The sequence below is a fragment of the Aquabacter albus genome (genome assembly GCF_040049275.1).
In the GTDB taxonomy this organism is placed as follows: domain Bacteria; phylum Pseudomonadota; class Alphaproteobacteria; order Rhizobiales; family Xanthobacteraceae; genus Aquabacter.
The window spans coordinates 363,356-380,900 of record NZ_JBDZDT010000005.1; the positions used below are offsets into that span (position 1 = coordinate 363,356).

Here is a 17,545-nt window from a genome sequence, read left to right on the forward strand (position 1 = left end):
ATGACGTCCAATGCTCCCACCGACTCGCCTTCCTACGTGGCGCACGATCCCTTCGAAGGACGGCGGCCGCGCTCGCTGACGTCTGCGATCTTCGACCGGCTGAGGGCGGACATTCTCAACTGCACCCTCAAGCCGGACGAGAAATTGCCGGTCGTCGCCCTGGCGCAGGCCTTTGACGTCAGCCTTGCCGCGGTTCGCGAGGCGCTTTCGAGACTTGTGGCGGATGGCCTCGTGGTGGCGGAGGATCAGCGCGGATTTCGCGTCAGCCCGATCTCCGAATTCGACCTTGAGGATCTGACGCGGACCCGCATCGAGATCGAAAGCCTCGCCATGCGCAAATCCATGGAGCTGGGTGGCAAGGCCTGGATCGCCGATGTCCGCAAAGCCTGGGAAGATCTCAGCAACGCCCCGTATATGAGCCCCACGGACCCGACGCAGCACAATGAAGGGTGGAATGCCCTGCACGACAGGTTCCACCGCAGCTTGACCCAGGCGTGCGATATGGTCTGGCTGCTTCGTTTTCGTGATGCGCTTCATGAACAGAGCGAGCGTTATCGCCGCTTGGCGCGGCCTGCAGGACTGTTCACGCGCGACCCCTATCACGAGCACGAACTGATCGCCAATGCGGCCTTCTCCGGCGACGCCGATGAGGCGGCACGGCTGCTGAAAGACCACTTCACGAAGACCATGGAATTGGTGCGCGCCGCGGGAAAGGCCGAAGACGCCTGGTTTCCTCTTCCCTCCAAAGCCCAAGACCCAAAAGAACAGAGATCCAAATTAAACCGGCGGGTGAGTGGAAGGTCCACACGGACTGACGTCCTCTCCTGACATCCTGTCTTAGGACCATGCGTGGGAGCCGTCCTCTCACGTCCTTCGCGCGTTCTGCAGGAAGAACCTTGCCATCTCGTGGCTGGCGTCGGGCCCATTCGGATCGGTGTAGGAGCCCGCAGAGCTTCCGCCCGACCAAGCATGGCCCGCACCATGAAGGGTCCACTGCTCCAGCACCGGGTGGCCCGCCTCATCCATGGCGACCGTTTTCGTAAAGCGCATCCCACCCGGCGTCGTGCCGTGGCTGATCGTGCTGCGGAGCGTCGCATCCGCCTTCGCCTGGGCGATGACCTGATCGGCATTTAAGGGATTCACCGTCGCATCCCGGTCTCCGTGAAAGACGATGGTCGGCAGGATAGTGCCCGCGCCACGGCGCGATGATCCCGCCCTGGAGCCACCATCGCGCATTGCCCCGAATGCCGAGGCCATGTCGCTGGCCACGCCGCAGGCCAGCCCGGAATGCACGCCGACTGCAGCGAAAAGGTCCGGGTAGGTCTCCCCCATGACGGCCGCGGCAGCTCCGCCCGCCGAAAGCCCAGCCACGTAGACCTGCCCTTCCGGTACGGGAAAATCACGCATGATTTCATGGGTGATGCCGGCGATCAGCGAGGGCTCTCCCTGCCCCCGCTTCTGATCACCGCCATTGAACCAGTTCCAGCACTTCGAGGCATTCGCGGATTTGGACTGACCCGGATAGGCAACGAAGAAGCCCAGCTCCTCGGCCACCTCGTTCATGCGCGTGCCGGCCGCAAAGTCGTCGGGCGACTGGGTGCATCCATGCAGCATCACGATCAGCGGCAAGGCCTCGCCGCGGAAGATGCCCGGAACGTACAGCTTGTACGCGCGGCTTCCTGCAGCGTTGGCGAAGGTTCGATCCTCGAACCTCGCCCCGCCCGGGACCGCGATCCCCGTCCCGCCATGATCCGAAGAGACGAAATCGGGGTGCGAAAACCGGCCCATCAATTTCCGCACGCCCTCCGGAAGACTGACGTCCCCTGTCCCGACCGATCGAGGAGGCGAAGCTGCGGGTTGCGCGAGTGTCCATGACGCCTCGCTCATGCCCGGCGGCATGAGATCGATGGCCTGGTATGTATCTTCGGGCGTGGTCTTCACAGTTTCCGCCCCTGAAGAGGCAGAGGGCTGCGCCTCCCCACGCAGCATGGCCATGGCTTCATGAAGCCGCCCCTCGCGTGTGAGGCGGGTGACTTCGAACATGTCGATGGTGGGCAAGGGCTTCATGAACTGAGTCCGATCTGGACGCGAGGAAGGGCGTCGGGGAGAGTCAAAGGATGCGCCCAGCCAGTGCGGCCTTCACGGCCGAGCTGGCCTGGAGGGCGCCGAGGACGCGAATGGATGCGATGGTGTCCCGGGCGAGATCCGGCGGCACGTCGGGGTCGATCACGGCGAGGCCGAGCACCTGGATGTGCAGTTGCTGCCCCGCTGCTTTTGCCGCTTCGAGATCGTCCCGGGCGTAGTGGCGCAGCCCGAGCTCGAGATGGCGGACTTCCACCGCTCTCCTTACCACATCGTTGTGGCGTTCGATCTGGTTGCGGATGGCTGTTCGGATGAAGTCCGTCCGGTTGGAATAAAAGCGTTCGTCCACCAGAAGGTCGATCTGCCCCAGGTCCACATGACCCAGATTGATGGTGATCTTCTCACTTTCGACCGCCTTTGCACGGCTGGGTGACGGCTTGACCTGCACCATCGGCTTCACTCCGCATACCATCCATATGCCATCCACATGGATGGTAAATGGGTTGGAGAATGCCTTTTGCAAGGGGCATCGAGAAGGCCTTTTCCACTTTGAATGACTGCTCAGCTTAGAGATAAATATAGAACAAGCTTAAGCGTAAATAATTATAATTAAATACTTTTTACCCGGAACCAGATTCCAGAAAATTCGGTTGTCTCAACATCGCGTTGATCGTCGTGATGAACGAGAAGAACCAGAATAATGGAGACCGGCGATGGCCACTGCCGAAAAGAATTTGTCCGACGCCTTCCATGAGACGTTGAAGGATGTGTACTACGCCGAAAAGCAGTCGGTGAAGGCATGCAAGAAATCCGCGAAGGCGGCCAAGTCGCCGGAGCTGAAAGCAGCCTTCGAGACCCATGGTGAAGAGAGCGCCGCGCAGGTCGAGCGCCTTGCGCAAGTGTTCGAACTGTTCGGCAAGCCGGCCCGCGCGAAGACCTGCGAGGCTATGCAGGGCATCACCGCAGAGATGGAAGAGGACCTCGAGGATTTCGGCGATACGCCGGCCGGAGATGCGGTCCTGATCGGGTGTGCGCAAGCCATCGAGCATTATGAGATCGCGCGCTACGGCATGCTCAAGACCTGGGCGATGCAGCTCGGTTTGACGGATGCGGCGAAGCTGCTCGACCTGACCCTCCAGGAAGAGAAGAAGGCGGACGCCCTGCTGACCCGGATCGCTGAGGCGAGTGTGAACAGCAACGCCCAGACCGGCAAGGCGAAGGCCTCCTAGACACTCAATCGCAAGCGGAAGGCCACGAGCCGGGGCAACGATGCCCTGCCCGCGCGACGGCCAACCTCACTCTCCCGGAACAAGGAAGCATCCAATGAAATATCTCACGCTCCCCGCTCTCCTTCTTGTCGCAACAGGCACGGGCGCATTCGCCCAGACAGGGACGACGCCCGCCATAGCGCCGAAGGAAACCAATCCCGCAGCTCCGGTCCAGGGGGCCAACAGTTTCACCGAGGCTCAGGCCAAGGAGCGCATCGAAAAAGCGGGCTTCAGCTCCGTGTCGGGCCTCAAGAAGGATGCCAACGGCGTCTGGCAGGGCACGGCCACCAAGAGCGGGGCGCCGACGAACGTCATGCTCGATTTCCAAGGCAACGTCGTCAGCAAGTGACCCCATCCTTCGAGGAGGACACCATGACCACAACAGTATCAGCTCTATTCGACCGTTATGAAGACGCCACGGCCGCCGTTCGCGCGCTGGAGGCGGCGCGGGTGCCGAACTCCGAGATCAGTATGGTGGCCAACAATGCCGATGACTTTCATCGCGACGAGCACGTGGACAAGAAGGATGTCGCCGCCGATGCGGGCATCGGCGCGGGCATCGGCGCCGCGCTCGGAGGCGCCGGCGGCCTTCTCACGGGCCTTGGCATCATGGCCATTCCCGGCGTCGGGCCTGTGGTCGCTGCCGGCTGGCTTGTGGCCACCGCGGCCGGGGCCGTTGCGGGCGCCGTGGCGGGCGGAGCCGCGGGCGGCATCGTCGGTGCGCTGACGGAGGCGGGTGTCCCTGAAGACGATGCGAATGTTTATGCCGAAGGCGTCCGCCGCGGCGGCACGCTCGTGACAGCGCGCGTCGATGATGCTGACGCGGCTCGCCTCCAGGCCATCCTGGAACAGCATAAGTCCGTCGATCTTGCCGGCCGGCGCGGTGAGTATGAAGGCGAAGGCTGGACCGCTTTCGATGAGAGCGTACCCGTGCCGCCGCGTGAGCGCATCCAGGATGCGCGCAATCGCACGATGTGATGACCCGGAGGCCCGCCCCTTGGCGGGCCTCCGGCCCCGTCGATGTCCTCAGTAACGGTTCCCTAACGGGAGGAACCTCGAAGGCGCTCTCCCGTGGTGAGGCCCCATGGCGCCCCTAAACGGCGACATCTGCCTGTATGGGCGGGTGCGGGGAATAGTCCTGCACCTCAAAATCATCGATACGATAGCCGTCGATACTTTCCGGATGCCGGATCAGCCTCATCGTCGGGAACGGACGCGGGTCGCGCGAAGCCTGTATACGCGCCTGCTCGAAGTGATTCAGGTAGAGATGAACGTCACCCCCGACCCATACAAATTCGCCGGGACGCAGGCCTGCCTGCTGTGCCAGCATAAGCTGTAGCGCCGCCGCGCCCGCATAATTGAACGGCGCCCCTAATAGCATGTCCGCGGATCTTTGGAACAACAGGCCATTAAGCCTGCCATCCGAAGTGACGTGATATTGATAGACCATGTGACAAGGCGGAAGAGCCATGTCGCCCAGTTCCGCCACGTTCCAGCCATGGAACAGCATTCGACGGCTTGCCGGATTTGTCCGGAGCATCGACACCAGCCCGGCGATCTGGTCGTACTCCCTCCCATCGGCTCCGAGCCACCGGCGCCATTGTCTCCCGTATACGGGCCCAAGCTCACCCCATCGAGCCGCAAAGCCCTCGTCCTGGAGAATGCGGGCCTCGAAGTCGTCCTGTGAGATCTGCTCTCCCGTTTCACGGCGGAAATGCGCGAGAGGCCAATCCGTCCAGATGCGCACGTTCTCCTGCAGGAGCGATCGGATATTGGTGTTCCCGGTCAGGAACCACAGCATCTCCTTAACGGCAGTCTTCCAGTAAACGCGCTTGGTCGTGAGGATCGGGACCGTACCATCGGAGAGATCGAAGCGAATAAGCGCGCCAAAAATCGAACGCGTGCCGACGCCGGTCCGGTCAACCCGCTCGTCGCCGTGTTCCAGAATCTCGTTGAGCAGATCGAGATACTGGTGCTCCGGATGCCTACGTCCCACGCCACCCTCCATACCCGGGGCTCCGGTCCGATCTTTGTGTCGCCCACTGCTGTGCGACAGATCGCCTTGGCGTGGCAAGCCGCCTGCGGACTTCATGCACAGCCGATAACCGCGCGCTTGTCGAGGTCACGCACAGGAATTTCCGGCACCGGCGATCAATCATAGCGCCACGCCGCACCTGCTCCGAGCGTACAAAGCCACGCCGCGGCGCAGCCCACGTTCGGACCATTTAATTGATATTTTTCGGTCGTTTCAGGGGCGCCGTCGCAAGAAAGCAACTCAGGTTTCATGACACCGTCAAAAAAGGCGGGGAAAACCAGGGAACGCTCCGTCCTGCCCGACGGGGTGCGCCGGGCGGGTTTGAGGGGACATGAGCGAAAATACCATCCCGGTTTTCGAGGATGCGCGAAGTGCCGCGCTCGTTGCGCCTCTGTCCCCCGATCCCGTGGGCGCGGATGTCCGCAGCACGCCCACCTTTGAAGAGTTGGAAACCGAGGTCCGCCGTATCGACACCGAGGGCCCCGCGGCCGTTCGCTGGGATCGGGTCGGCCAGACCGGCCTGGAGATTTTGTCCAGCCAGGGGCGCGATCTGCTTGTGGCCTGCTGGACCACCTATGCCCTCTGCCGGACCGAAGGATGGCGCGGCCTTGCAGTGGGGGTGGACTGCATCTCCGCAATGGTGAAGCAGTGGTGGGATGATTTCCTGCCAAAGCGCGAGCGGGCTCGCGTGGGCGCGCTCGAATGGCTGGTGGTGCGGCTCACGCCGATCATCGCAGAGATGCCGGTGGAGAACGATGACGTTCCCGCTCTCAGCCACGCATCGGCGCTTCTCGAAGAACTGAACCTCCTGCTCCCGGAGAAGCTCACCAAGGAACGCATCGCCTTTGGCGATCTGGTCCGCGCGGTGCGGGTGAAGGCGCAGGAAGGCAAGGACATCCTGGCCCGTGCCGAGAAGGCCGAGGCCGAGGAAGCCGCAAAGGCAGCCGCCGCTGCCGCGAGCCCGGCAGAGAGCAGGCCCGAGCCCGCACCTGCTGCGCCTTCAGCTCCCCCCTCCTCTGCCGCCAGCGCCCCGACAGCGCCGCCGCCGCAGATTGCGGAAGGCATCAGCGGTCCCGAACTTGACCGCGCCATCGGCGCGCTCTCATTGAGCATGCGCCAGCATGCGCAGCGGCTGCGCGATGCCAATCTTGCGGACCCGCGCAGCTACCGCCTGACGCGCGCGGCCACCTGGCTTGAAATCAACGCCCTTCCGGAAGCCAAGGACAAAGCCACCCAGCTGTTCCCCCCGCAGGGCAATCAGCTCCAGGGCATCGAGACCATGCGCCGCCTCGGCGAGCACGAAGCCCTGGTGCGCGACCTCGAAGGCGCGGTGAGTTCCGCCCCCTTCTGGCTGGATGCGCATCGCATCGTCGCCGAATCCCTGCTTGCGCTTGGCTCGCGCTACGTCCTGGCGATGGAAGCGGTGATCGAGATGACCGGGGCTTTCGTGCAACGGCTGCCCACGATTGTGGAGCTGACGTTTGCCGACGGAACACCCTTTGCCGATCCGGCCACGCGCGTCTGGCTTGAACAGCACACGAGCCAGCCCGGCAATGCGCAGACGAGCGCCGTGGCGGACGGCCTCGGCGATCTCGCCGCGGAGGTTCGGGACCTGATCGGCGCGGGAAAGAAGGCGGAGGCGCTCGATAAGCTCGCGGCGGCGCGGAGCGCCGCGCAGGGCGAGCGGGCCCTGTTCGACCTGCAGGTGCTTCAAGTTCAGATCTGCCTCGATCTCGACCTTCCCTCGGTGGCGCTGCCGTTGCTTCAGCATCTGGAAGCGGAAGTGGAACGCCGCGCGCTCGATACCTGGGAGCCGGCGCTCGCCGTGCGCACTGCCGGGCTGGCGCTGCGGGCCTACCGCCATCCGGCGGCTGAAAAACTGCTGGGAGATACGACGTTGCGCACTGCCATGGCAGCGACGCAGCAGCGCCTCACCCGGCTCGATCTTCGCACCGCCGTCCGGCTGATTCATGCCTGACGGCATTCAAGGGGGAGAAGGACATGGCTGATTCCGTAGCACCGAAGGAACGCGTCAACATCCGTTACCGCCCCGCCACGGGCAATGCGAAGGAGGAAGTGGAGCTTCCCCTCAAGCTCCTCGTGGTCGGCGACTTCACGCAGAAGCCCGATGAACGCCCCGTTGAGGAGCGTGACCTCGTCAACATCAACAAGGACAATTTTGACGAGGTCCTGAAGGGCCAGAAACTCAACATGGACCTCTCGGTCGACAACAAGCTGAGCGACGAGGGCCAGGACGAGAAGATGTCCGTGAGCCTGAAGTTCGACCGGCTGAAGGATTTCGAGCCCGAGGCGGTGGTCAAGCAGGTCCCCGAGCTGCAGAAGCTCCTGGAACTGCGCGAGGCGCTGGTGGCTCTGAAGGGCCCCCTCGGCAACATCCCCGCCTTCCGCAAGATGATCCAGAGCGTGATCGAGGACGATGCCGCGCGTCAGCGCTTCCTGTCCGAAGTCACCGACACCACCGAAAACAAGGGCTGATCGATCGGGCGAACCCCGCGGTCGAGACGTTCGGAGATACGATCAATGAGCACACCTGAAACCGCAGCCGAAGCCTCGGCCGGGTCGGCGACCCTCGCGGAATCCTCCATGCTGGATCAGATCCTGCTGGAGACCAAGCTGCGCCCAACCGATGAAGGCTATGACGTCGCCCGCCGCGGCGTCGCAGCCTTCGTTTCGGAATTGCTGAAGCCCACCCGCGGCGACGAGAAGGTCAACAGCGCGATCGTCGACCAGATGATCGCCACCATCGACCAGAAGCTGTCCTCCCAGCTCGATGCCATCTTCCACACCGAGGCGTTCCAGCAGATGGAATCCTCCTGGCGTGGATTGAAGTTCCTGGTCGACCGCACGGATTTCCGCCAGAACATCAAGGTGGAAATGCTTTCGGTTGCGAAGGACGACCTGCTGGCCGACTTCGATGACGCGCCGGAAATCGTCCGTTCCGGTCTCTACAAGCATGTCTACACGGCGGAATATGGCCAGTTCGGCGGCCAGCCCCTCGGCGCAGTGATCACCAATTATGATTACGGCCCGGGCGCCCAGGACATGAAGCTGCTGAACTACATGGCCAGCGTCGGCGCCATGTCGCACGCTCCGGTCATCGGCGCTGCCTCGACCGAAATGTTCGGCGTCGATTCTTTTGAGGAAATGCCGAACCTCAAGGACCTTCAGTCCATCTTCGAAGGCCCGAAATACGCCAAGTGGAACAGCTTCCGGCAGAGCGAAGACGCCCGCTATGTGGGCCTCACCGCTCCCCGCTTCCTCCTGCGCCTGCCCTATGGCCAGGACAGCAACCCGGTGAAGTCGTTCAACTATTCGGAAGCGTCCGCCGGCAGCACCCAGAACTATCTGTGGGGCAATGCAGCGTTCGCCTTCGCCACCCGCCTCACCGAGAGCTTCGCCAATTTCCGCTGGTGCCCGAACATCATCGGTCCCCAGTCGGGTGGCGCGGTGGAAAACCTGCCCCTGCACACGTACGAATCCATGGGTCAGCTGCAGAGCAAGATCCCCACGGAAACCCTCATCTCCGACCGGCGCGAATACGAGCTGGCCGAGCAGGGCTTCATCGCCCTGACCATGCGCAAGGGCACGGACAACGCGTCCTTCTTCTCCGCCAACTCGGTGCAGAAGCCGAAATTCTTCGGCAACAGCGAGGAAGGCAAGGCGGCCGAGCTCAACTACAAGCTCGGCACGCAGCTGCCTTACATGTTCATCATCAACCGCCTGGCGCACTACATCAAAGTGCTCCAGCGCGAGAACATCGGCAGCTGGAAGACCCGCGTGGAGCTCGAGACCGAGCTCAACAAGTGGATCCGGCAGTACGTGGCGGACCAGGAGAACCCCTCCGCCGACGTGCGCTCCCGCCGGCCTCTGCGCGCGGCGCAGATCAACGTGGAAGACGTCGAGGGCGAGCCCGGCTGGTATCGCGTTTCGATGGCGGTTCAGCCCCACTTCAAATATATGGGCGCTGACTTCACCCTCACCCTCAAGGGCAAGCTCGACAAGTCTTGATCCTTTAAGAGTGACTTTCTGGAAGGCGGGCTTCGGCCCGCCTTTTCCGGTTTCCCGGGGACGGCACCGCCATGACCCATCGCACACTCATGGAACGTCTCATCGAAGCCGATGATACGCCGCCCATCGCTTCGTCCGACGCGCCTTCCAGCGGCACGTCGGAAATGAATGAGCTGATGACCAGCATCCTGAAGAATCTTCGCAACGTGCTCAATTCGCGCGCGAACTGCTGCCAGTCCCGCCCGGACTTCGGCATGCCGGACTTCAACGACCTTGCCGGAAAATTTCCCGATGCACTTGGCATCATCGCCTCGTCGGTGCGCACGCAGATCGAGATGTTCGAGCCCCGCCTCACCCAGGTCACCGTCAGCCACGTGCCGGACCGCAGCAATCCGTTGCGCCTCGCCTTCCGCATCCATGCGACCTTGATGCTGGATCACGGAACGCAGCGCCTGTCGTTCGACACGGTCCTCAACAATAACGGCTACGTGAACGTGAGCGACTAAGCCCATGGCACTCAACCGCTATTACCAGGACGAACTGGCTTATCTCCGCGACCTCGGTGACATTTTCGCCCGCGAGAACCCGAAGCTCGCCGGCTTCCTCTCCCGCAAGGCCGCCGACCCCGACGTGGAACGGCTGCTGGAAGGCTTCGCCTTCCTCACCGCGACCCTGCGCCAGCGGCTCGACGACGACCTGCCCGAGCTGGTCCACGATCTTCTCCGGCTCATCTGGCCGGCCTATCTCCAGCCGATCCCGCCGACCACCACCCTCTGCTTCCGCCAGGCGCCGGGGGGCGACGGCAGTGCGCTCAATGTGCCGCGGGGGACGCAGGTGCGCTCCCTTCCCGTCGACGGCACCAGCTGCCCCTTCACCACCTCCTTCGAACTTGCCGTCCTTCCGTTCGAGGTGCGGAACATCGCGCTGGAGAACACCACCACCTCCGCCGAGGTCGCCCTCGATCTCGATTGCCTCCCCCAGACCTCCTTCGCGACGCTGGCCACCTATCCTCTGCGCTTCCATTTCGCCGGCCAGGGCGATCCGGCCCAGGCGCGCAGCCTCTATCTCTGGATGCTGAAGCACCTCAGGCGCATCCAGGTGCGCAGCGGTGACCGGACGCTGCTGACCCTGCCGGCCTCCGCGATCAAGCCCGCCGGCTTTGCCCGCGAGGAAGCGGTGCTGGCGCAGCCGCAGAATGCGGTCGAGGGTTTCCGCCTGCTCCAGGAATATCTGCTGGTGCCGGAGAAGTTCCTTTATGTGGACCTCACGGGCCTTGCTCCCGTGGCCGAGGCGACGGTTCGCAGCCTCAAGCTGGTGTTCCAGTTCGAGCGGCCCTTCCCCCAGCAGGTCCGGGTGCCCCCCAACGCGATCCGGCTCAACTGCACGCCCGCCGTCAACCTCTTCGCCGCCGATGCGCGCCCTCTGCGCGTGGACGGCGGCAAGACGGAATATCGCGTCACGCCCATCCAGAATGACGGGTTCTCGCTCTACACGGTGGAGAGCGTGACGGGCTATATCCAGGGCTCCTCCGAGCGCATCACCTATGCGCCGTTCGAATCCTTCCGGCACGATCTGCCCGGCGAGCGCGCGGCGGCCTCCTATTATCGCATGCGCGCCAGGCCTTCTGTCGCCGGCCGCCGCATCGACCATTACGTGTCCTTCGTGGACGGGCTGGATTCCCGCACGGTGCCGCAGGCGGAGACCATCTCCATCGGCCTGACCTGTTCCAACGGGCGGATTGCGGACCGCCTCGCAGTGGGGGCGATCAACCAGCTCGGCAACAACACGCCCAACGGGGTTCTGTTCGAGAATGTGGCGCGCGTCACCTCGGAGGTGCCGCCGCCGCTTCAGGATGGCCTCTTGTGGCGGCTCGTGGCGGCGCTTGCCTGCAGCTTCAGTTCCATCGCCGACGTGGTCGCGCTGCGCCAGCTCCTGTCGACCTTCGATTTCCGGGCCGTGCAGGACGATCAGATGCGCCGGCGGCTCGATCTCCTGCTTTCGGGGCTGGAGCGGTTCGACAACACGGTCGGAGACATCGTGCTGCGCGGCATGCCGGTGCGCATCCGGCATTTCACCCTGGTGTGCCAGGAGAGCAAGCTCGGCGGCGATCCCGAGATGTTCCTTTTCGGGAGCGTGCTCGACAAGATGCTGAGCGCGTTCGCCACCGTGAACAGCATGCACCAGTTCGCCATCCATGGCAGCGAAAACAACGTGAAATACGAATGGGAACCGAGGCGCGGCATCAACCAGCTCCTGTGACGGAGCAGGCCTTGCCTGATCCCTCGCAGCCACAGCCGCCCGCGCAATCGTCGCGGGCGTCGTTTCCGTATGTCCGCGAGAATGCGGGTCCTGCGAAGGGATTGGAGAACGGGGCTTTCTTCGCGATCATCCAGCGGCTGGAGCAGTTGTTTCCGGATATGCCGCCCTTTGGCGGCACCCAGGACCCGAGCCGCGAGCGGGTTCGGTTCCGCGCCAATCCCAGCCTCGGATACCCGGCGCGCGAAGTGGATCGCTTCGTCTGGAACGAAGACGATCAGCGCCTGGATGTGATCGTCAATTTCCTCGGCCTCCAGGGTCCGTCCTCCCCGCTTCCGCCCTTCTTCACGGAAGAGGTGATCGATGATGCCGGCGATGGTGGGGTACTCGGCACCTTCTTCGATCTGTTCAACCACCGGCTCGTCTCGCTGCTGGTCCGGATCCAGAAGCACCAGAGGCACTATCTTCGTTATGATGGCGGCGCGGGCGATCCCATCTCCCTGGCGGTCGCCTCGCTTATGGGCCTGCTCCCGGCGGCGGCGGAAGGCCAGCGCGTCGCGCTCATGCCCTATGTGGGGCTTCTGAGCTGCTACAGCCTCTCCGCCTCCATCATCGCCACCATCATCGGCCACTGCACCAACCTGCCGGTGCGCATCGATGAGTTTGTCGAGCGCACCGTCACCATCCCGGCGCACAGCCGTTCGAACCTCGGAGACGCGCCGCCTCAGCTCGGCTTGGATTTCATCGTCGGATCGGACGTGCAGGATCATGTGGGCAAGTTCCGGGTGGTGATCGGCCCGCTCGACCGGGCGACCTTCGCCCGCGTGCTGCCCGACCAGCCCCTGTTCGCGGACGTGATCCGGCTGGTGGAGCTGGCCCTGCGGGATCCGCTCGCCTTCGATATCCGTCTGGAGCTGGAAAAAGGCGCCCCGTTCGCCTTCGTCATGGGCGAGGGCCGGCTCGGCTGGAACATGTGGCTCGCCCCGCCGGACGACGCCTCGGGCCACGCCGACTTCGCCGGCGACCGTTTTGCAGAGGCCATGTGACGTGATGACCTCATGTGTCGGTCGGGGCCGTTATCCATCTGTCATTGTTCGCATTGAAGGTAACAGCCGGAGCCCCGCCGCAGAGGGGTGATGAGGCGCGCCCATTTTCCGGAATGGCGCACCTGCCTTGCGGCGGACATCCACTGGCGGGGACGGTCCGGACCAAAGCGGCCGGAAGGGGGCGGGGAAAGTGGCGTTGCATGCGAGGCTGACTGTCACCAGCGAGCAGGGGCAGAGCCTTGGCCCTAGTGGCTTCCACGAATTCGGCCCGTCGGGCGGAATCATCGGGCGGTCGGGAACCTGCGACTGGCGCCTGCCAGATCCGACCCACACCCTGTCCGCCCGCCACGCCGAGATCCGCTTCAACGGCCAGGGATTCCTGGTGGTCGATCTGTCGACCAACGGCGTCTATGTGAATTCCATCGACGCACCCATCGGCCGGGGCAACACGGCCGTCCTGGTGAGCGGCGACCAGATTTATATCGGCAACTACATCATCACGGTGGAGATCGTGCGGGCGGCTCAAGATGCCGCACCGGCCCAGCCCATCGTCAATCCGTTGCCACAGGCGCCGCTCGGGGCGCCTTCGGCCTTCACGGCACGGCCGGTGCTTCGCAGCCCGCCGCCGGCCCCATCGCCCGGCGCCTTCCAGGGAACCCTCGACCCCCTGGCCGCGCTCGACGGGGCGGACATGCTGCAGGAAACCAACAACCCCTTCGGCGACCTCGGCATCGGACACCGGGATCGGGAGACGACCGATTCCGGCCTGCGGTCCCTTTCGGGACGCCAGGGCTCGTCGCGCACGTCCTCGGGTGGCATACCGGCCTTCGATCCGGCCCCCCTTGCCCCGCCCTCGCGTCCTGTGCCGCCGCCTCCTCCTCCCGAAATGCCGCCAAGGCAGCCGGCGGCCAGCAGCACGCCCATCCCCGTGATCCCCGCCGATTTCGGGCTCACGACGCCCCCTCCTCCCCCTGCCCCCGCTCCGGTGGTTCGCGCGGACTTCGCGCCGCCGCCCCCGCCGCGCATGGAGGCGGAGCCGGCGCCTTCGGCCATTCCGCCGAACTTCCTTGACGAATTGTCCCTGCTCATTCCGAAGCTGGCAGAGGGGACCACGCCCGCCCCCATCCCGCCCACGCCGGCGCAGTCCGCCGTGCCGGCAGCAGCCCTGGATGATCCGGAGCAGATGGTGACGCTGCTGCGCATGCGCGGCAAGGCGAAGGCCCCAGCACCGGAGGCCGCGCCGCCACAGCCCGCGCCCCCACTAGCCCCGCCCCCACAGGCGCTGCCGCCGCAAGCCTTCGCGCCGCAAGCCCTCGCGCCACAAGTCCCGCCGCCGGTGCGGGCCGCGATTCCCGAGAGCGCGCCTTTTCTGCCGCCCTCGCAGCTCATGCCTCCGGTCGCGGTCATTCCCGCCCCGGCTGCACCGCCGCCCAGCCAGAATCCGGAAGCGGAGTTCTGGAAACTGTTCGGAGTCGACGGCGCCCAGATCGCACCGGCGGAACGCGCCCGGCTTCTGGGCGACGCCGCCGGCCTGATCCGCTCGCTCGTGGATGGAATGATCGCGCTCCAGGCGACGCGGCGCAGCCTGAAAGGCGAGCTCCATCTGGAAGCGACTCAGCTCGTCGGGGAAGCCAACCCGTTCAAGACCGCCCGAACCGCGGAGGAGGCGCTTGCCCACGCCGTCGGCGGCGGCAGTTTCGGGCGCATGGACGCCAGCGCGGCGGCACGCGCGGTGTTTGAAGACATGCGCGTTCATGAAATGGCTGCCATGGAGGCCATGCAGGCAACCATTGCCCGCCTGATGCAGCGCATCAGCCCGGCAGCCATCGCCTTCGAAGTGGAAGGTGAGGGATCCAGCGGCGGGGTGTTCGCCCGCAAGGCCGACAAAATGAAGTTATGGGACCGGTATCTCGTGATGCATGAACGGCTTGTTGATGCTCTCGATGTAATTAGCCCTGAGCTGGTAGGTCAGGAATTTGCGCGCGCCTACGCCCAGCATGCGCAGAACCTACGTCGGGGGGACGTTTGATGGCGACGCTTCTAACGCGCCGCGGCGCCGTAAAGGGACTTTTTGCGGGTGGCTTTGTGCTGTCCGCCGGCGCATGCGCGTCGCCCGGGCCGCCGCCGCCGGTGGTGACGCCGGCCAAGCTCACCATCCGGGCGGACGAGAACATCAATCCCAACCAGTCCGGCGTTCCATCGCCCACCGTCATCAAGCTGTACGACTTGAAGGCGCAAACAAATTTCATGGCCGCCAGCTTCTTCGAGCTGCTGGACAACGATATTGCGCGGCTCGGCCCGGAAATGCTGTCCAAGCAGGAGATCGAGATCCTGCCGGGGACGACCAAGGAGGTGGATCACGAGATCACCGGCGACGTGAAGTATCTCGGGGTCATTGCCGGCTTCCGCGACATCTCCGCCGCCCAGTGGAGGTCCATTGTCGAGCTGACACCCGGCAAGACCAATTACCTGCTGGTCACGGTGACGAGCCTCGCGGTGACCGTCTCACTCAACGCAACGCGGGGCGGTGGCTGGTTCGGCCTGTGAGCCGCCCGGTCCCGCCCGTCAATAAGCACCGGAGCACATGAACGCATGTCATTGACGAGCAAACCCCTTTGGACCGAAGGCATGTTCGTCAAGCCGCAGCACTTCCAGCAGCATGACCGCTGGATAGAGCATCTGGTGGAAGCGCGCGTGGCTGGGGTGCGCCCCTATGCTTGGGGCTTGCGGGCGCTTTCACTCGACGAGCAGTTGCTGAGGCTCGGCCAGATCGGGCTTGCCCGCTGCGATGCCATTATGCCGGACGGCGGCGTGATCGAGATTCCCGGCCAGATGCCGGCGCCGGCACCACGCCGCCCCCCGCCCACCTTGCAGAAGGCCCGCGTGTTCCTTGCCGTTCCCGCCCGTGCGCGGGATTCGGCGGAGATCGCCGAGCCCGGCGCCAACCAGCGCCGCTTCAGGTCCATGCCGCAAGGGGTGCGCGACACCAGCGCGCCGGAGCGCGAGCCGGTGGAAGTCCGCCTCGGCCAGCTCAATGCGACCCTCGTATTCGAAGGCGAGCCGACCGACGGGCTCGTCCTGCTGCCCCTCGCACGCATCGAGGAGGTGAAGGCTTCCGGTGCTGTGGAGCTGTCGGACACCTATATCCCGCCTTGTCTCGACTTTCAGGCGTCCGAGCGCCTTCTCGAAGTGCTTGGCGAGGTGCACGGCTTGGTCCATGCCCGCGGCGAAGCGCTGGCGGAACGGGCCGACCCCAGCCGCATGTCGGCGGACAGCGCGGGCCTCATAGACATCCTGCTGCTCCGGGTGATGAATTCCTCGGAGGCACTGCTGCACCATCTCGCCCGCCTGCCGGGCACGCATCCGGAAGTGCTGTTCCGGGAGTTCGTCCGCCTCGCCGGCGACCTCGCCACGTTCGACAACCATCGCCGCCGGCCGGCGACCCTGCCGCCTTATGTCCATGACGATCTGGAATCGAGCCTGGAGCCGGTGCTCGCTATGTTGCGTCAGGCGCTCAACCTCGTCATCGAGCGCAATGTGGTATCCCTGCCGCTTCAGGAACGCGGCTACGGCATCCGCACCGCCACCATCAACGACCGCACCCTGTTCGCCGGCAGCCGCTTCGTGCTGGTGGTGAGCGCAGGCATTCCCCACGAGATCCTGCGCACCCAGTTCCCGGCTACGACGAAGATCGGCTCGGTGGAGCAGATCCGCGACCTCGTGAACCTGCAGCTGCCGGGCATCCCCCTGCGCTCCCTGCCGGTGGCGCCGCGGGAACTGCCCTACCTCCAGGGCGCGGTCTATTTCGAGCTGGATCAGAGCCATGATCTCTGGCGCAGTCTGGCCCGTTCCGCCGCCTTTGCCTTCCATGTCAGCGGCGAATACCCAGACCTGCATCTGGAATTCTGGGCCATCCGGGTGGGGCAGTCGTGAGCTACGAACCGAATATGGGGGATGACGAGCCGACGGTGATCGGCCACCGGCCAGTCTCCGTCCCCCGGCAGCCGGCCAACAGGGATAGTTCGGCGGCACGCCAGCCCCGCATCGACGGCCCCTCCCCGCTCCAGCCCGCGCCCTCCTCTGAAACCGGTGCGGAGCCGTCGGCGACCACGTTGCCCGATCTGGCGATCGCGCCCGATCCCGGCCGTCCGGAGGAGGTGATCGCCGCCGCGGCGACCCCGCTCCTCGCCCTTGTGGCGCAGTTGCGCCAGGCGGTGGAGCATGCGGACGTCACCGCGCTCCGGGCCGAGACGGTGACGCAGATCAAGAGGTTCGATGAGCGCGCCATCAAGCTCGGCGCCCGTGTGGTGGATGTCAGCGCCGCCCGCTACGTGCTGTGCTCGGTGATCGACGAGACGGTGATGACCACGACCTGGGGCGCGGCCAGCAACTGGTCCGGCCACAGCCTGCTCAACCAGTTCCACGGCGAGACCTGGGGCGGCGAGAAGGTGTTCGCCATCCTCGATCGCGTGCGCGCCAACCCCGCGCAGCATCTCGCCCTTCTGAAGGTGATCGACCTCTGTCTCGCCTTCGGCTTCGAGGGCAAGTACCGGGTCATGGAAGGCGGGCAGTATCAGCTTGAGGAGCTCAGGGACGAGCTCGGCCGGCTCTGGCGTACCCACGTGAAGGCGATGCCGGACGAACTCTCCCCGCGGTGGGAAGGCGTCTCGGTCCGCCGCAAGCTTACGAACGTGCTGCCGCTCTGGGTGGTGTTCGCGGTGGCCGGTGTGCTGCTGCTTTCCATCTACACCATGTTCGCATTTCGCCTGGAACAGGGCGTCGCGCCGGTGGAGGAACGCCTCAACCGCCTCGGCGTCACGCAATCCTGA

General features: G+C 64.7%; 17 protein-coding genes. 14 read left to right on the top strand and 3 right to left on the bottom strand.

From position 1 onward, the window contains the following. Entirely contained in the window at positions 1-828 is an 828-nt protein-coding gene (locus ABLE91_RS14530) for a GntR family transcriptional regulator (protein ID WP_348931685.1), read from the top strand. Positions 829-864: 36 nt separating this feature from the next. Here ABLE91_RS14530 and ABLE91_RS14535 read toward each other — a convergent pair whose 3' ends face one another. Next, the gene (locus ABLE91_RS14535; RefSeq protein WP_348931686.1) at positions 865-2,067 is read right to left on the bottom strand and encodes an extracellular catalytic domain type 1 short-chain-length polyhydroxyalkanoate depolymerase; all 1,203 of its coding nucleotides are present in this window, start codon (positions 2,065-2,067) and stop codon (positions 865-867) included. 43 nt (positions 2,068-2,110) lie between these two features. Next, positions 2,111-2,533 carry a ribbon-helix-helix domain-containing protein gene (locus tag ABLE91_RS14540; RefSeq protein ID WP_348931688.1) on the bottom strand — a complete coding sequence of 141 codons (423 nt, stop codon included), beginning with the start codon at positions 2,531-2,533 and terminating at the stop codon, positions 2,111-2,113. Between the two features lie 262 nt (positions 2,534-2,795). Between ABLE91_RS14540 and ABLE91_RS14545 the strand changes: the two genes are divergently transcribed. The 3 genes from ABLE91_RS14545 (at position 2,796) to ABLE91_RS14555 (ending at position 4,328) form a co-directional block, all read left to right on the top strand. Further along, entirely contained in the window at positions 2,796-3,311 is a 516-nt protein-coding gene (locus tag ABLE91_RS14545; protein ID WP_348931691.1) for a YciE/YciF ferroxidase family protein, read from the top strand. Between the two features lie 94 nt (positions 3,312-3,405). Then, positions 3,406-3,699 (top strand): PepSY domain-containing protein, encoded by a 294-nt coding sequence (locus ABLE91_RS14550; protein ID WP_348931693.1) that lies wholly within the window; start codon positions 3,406-3,408, stop codon positions 3,697-3,699. Between the two features lie 23 nt (positions 3,700-3,722). After that, the gene (locus ABLE91_RS14555) at positions 3,723-4,328 is read left to right on the top strand and encodes a hypothetical protein (RefSeq protein ID WP_348931695.1); all 606 of its coding nucleotides are present in this window, start codon (positions 3,723-3,725) and stop codon (positions 4,326-4,328) included. Positions 4,329-4,443: 115 nt separating this feature from the next. On the opposite strand, the gene ABLE91_RS14560 is transcribed toward ABLE91_RS14555, so the two are convergent. Continuing rightward, the gene (locus ABLE91_RS14560) at positions 4,444-5,346 is read right to left on the bottom strand and encodes a thymidylate synthase (RefSeq protein ID WP_348931698.1); all 903 of its coding nucleotides are present in this window, start codon (positions 5,344-5,346) and stop codon (positions 4,444-4,446) included. A gap of 370 nt (positions 5,347-5,716) precedes the next feature. Between ABLE91_RS14560 and tssA the strand changes: the two genes are divergently transcribed. The 10 genes from tssA (at position 5,717) to icmH (ending at position 17,545) form a co-directional block, all read left to right on the top strand. After that, on the top strand, positions 5,717-7,363 hold the full coding sequence (tssA, locus tag ABLE91_RS14565; RefSeq protein WP_348931701.1) for a type VI secretion system protein TssA: 1,647 nt from the start codon (positions 5,717-5,719) through the stop codon (positions 7,361-7,363). 23 nt (positions 7,364-7,386) lie between these two features. Next, the gene (tssB, locus tag ABLE91_RS14570) at positions 7,387-7,881 is read left to right on the top strand and encodes a type VI secretion system contractile sheath small subunit (RefSeq protein WP_348931702.1); all 495 of its coding nucleotides are present in this window, start codon (positions 7,387-7,389) and stop codon (positions 7,879-7,881) included. A 45-nt stretch (positions 7,882-7,926) separates the two neighbouring features. Further along, positions 7,927-9,414 (top strand): type VI secretion system contractile sheath large subunit, encoded by a 1,488-nt coding sequence (gene tssC, locus ABLE91_RS14575; protein WP_348931704.1) that lies wholly within the window; start codon positions 7,927-7,929, stop codon positions 9,412-9,414. 71 nt (positions 9,415-9,485) lie between these two features. Beyond that, the gene (gene tssE / locus ABLE91_RS14580) at positions 9,486-9,920 is read left to right on the top strand and encodes a type VI secretion system baseplate subunit TssE (RefSeq protein ID WP_348931706.1); all 435 of its coding nucleotides are present in this window, start codon (positions 9,486-9,488) and stop codon (positions 9,918-9,920) included. Positions 9,921-9,924: 4 nt separating this feature from the next. Further along, positions 9,925-11,673: a type VI secretion system baseplate subunit TssF gene (tssF, locus tag ABLE91_RS14585; protein ID WP_348931708.1), complete on the top strand. Its 1,749-nt coding sequence runs from the start codon at positions 9,925-9,927 to the stop codon at positions 11,671-11,673. 101 nt (positions 11,674-11,774) lie between these two features. Further along, complete coding sequence (tssG, locus tag ABLE91_RS14590) at positions 11,775-12,716, top strand: type VI secretion system baseplate subunit TssG (protein ID WP_348931709.1); 942 nt, start codon at positions 11,775-11,777, stop codon at positions 12,714-12,716. Between the two features lie 190 nt (positions 12,717-12,906). After that, positions 12,907-14,745 (top strand): type VI secretion system-associated FHA domain protein TagH, encoded by a 1,839-nt coding sequence (gene tagH, locus ABLE91_RS14595; protein WP_348931710.1) that lies wholly within the window; start codon positions 12,907-12,909, stop codon positions 14,743-14,745. Further along, positions 14,745-15,263, top strand: a complete 519-nt coding sequence (tssJ, locus tag ABLE91_RS14600) for a type VI secretion system lipoprotein TssJ (RefSeq protein ID WP_348931711.1) — start codon at positions 14,745-14,747, stop codon at positions 15,261-15,263. The genes tagH and tssJ overlap by 1 nt, the downstream gene beginning before the upstream one ends. Before the next feature lie 45 nt (positions 15,264-15,308). Next, positions 15,309-16,649, top strand: a complete 1,341-nt coding sequence (gene tssK / locus ABLE91_RS14605) for a type VI secretion system baseplate subunit TssK (protein WP_348931712.1) — start codon at positions 15,309-15,311, stop codon at positions 16,647-16,649. Continuing rightward, positions 16,646-17,545: a type IVB secretion system protein IcmH/DotU gene (icmH, locus tag ABLE91_RS14610; protein ID WP_348931715.1), complete on the top strand. Its 900-nt coding sequence runs from the start codon at positions 16,646-16,648 to the stop codon at positions 17,543-17,545. The genes tssK and icmH overlap by 4 nt, the downstream gene beginning before the upstream one ends.

Excerpts from the sequence above, each read along its gene's own strand:
- ABLE91_RS14530 (WP_348931685.1), top strand. The coding sequence starts at position 1 with ATGACGTCCAATGCTCCCACCGACTCGCCTTCCTACGTGGCGCACGAT.
- ABLE91_RS14535 (WP_348931686.1), bottom strand. The coding sequence starts at position 2,067 with ATGAAGCCCTTGCCCACCATCGACATGTTCGAAGTCACCCGCCTCACA.
- ABLE91_RS14540 (WP_348931688.1), bottom strand. The coding sequence starts at position 2,533 with ATGGTGCAGGTCAAGCCGTCACCCAGCCGTGCAAAGGCGGTCGAAAGT.
- ABLE91_RS14545 (WP_348931691.1), top strand. The coding sequence starts at position 2,796 with ATGGCCACTGCCGAAAAGAATTTGTCCGACGCCTTCCATGAGACGTTG.
- ABLE91_RS14550 (WP_348931693.1), top strand. The coding sequence starts at position 3,406 with ATGAAATATCTCACGCTCCCCGCTCTCCTTCTTGTCGCAACAGGCACG.
- ABLE91_RS14555 (WP_348931695.1), top strand. The coding sequence starts at position 3,723 with ATGACCACAACAGTATCAGCTCTATTCGACCGTTATGAAGACGCCACG.
- tssA (WP_348931701.1), top strand. The coding sequence starts at position 5,717 with ATGAGCGAAAATACCATCCCGGTTTTCGAGGATGCGCGAAGTGCCGCG.
- tssB (WP_348931702.1), top strand. The coding sequence starts at position 7,387 with ATGGCTGATTCCGTAGCACCGAAGGAACGCGTCAACATCCGTTACCGC.
- tssC (WP_348931704.1), top strand. The coding sequence starts at position 7,927 with ATGAGCACACCTGAAACCGCAGCCGAAGCCTCGGCCGGGTCGGCGACC.
- tssE (WP_348931706.1), top strand. The coding sequence starts at position 9,486 with ATGACCCATCGCACACTCATGGAACGTCTCATCGAAGCCGATGATACG.
- tssF (WP_348931708.1), top strand. The coding sequence starts at position 9,925 with ATGGCACTCAACCGCTATTACCAGGACGAACTGGCTTATCTCCGCGAC.
- tssJ (WP_348931711.1), top strand. The coding sequence starts at position 14,745 with ATGGCGACGCTTCTAACGCGCCGCGGCGCCGTAAAGGGACTTTTTGCG.
- tssK (WP_348931712.1), top strand. The coding sequence starts at position 15,309 with ATGTCATTGACGAGCAAACCCCTTTGGACCGAAGGCATGTTCGTCAAG.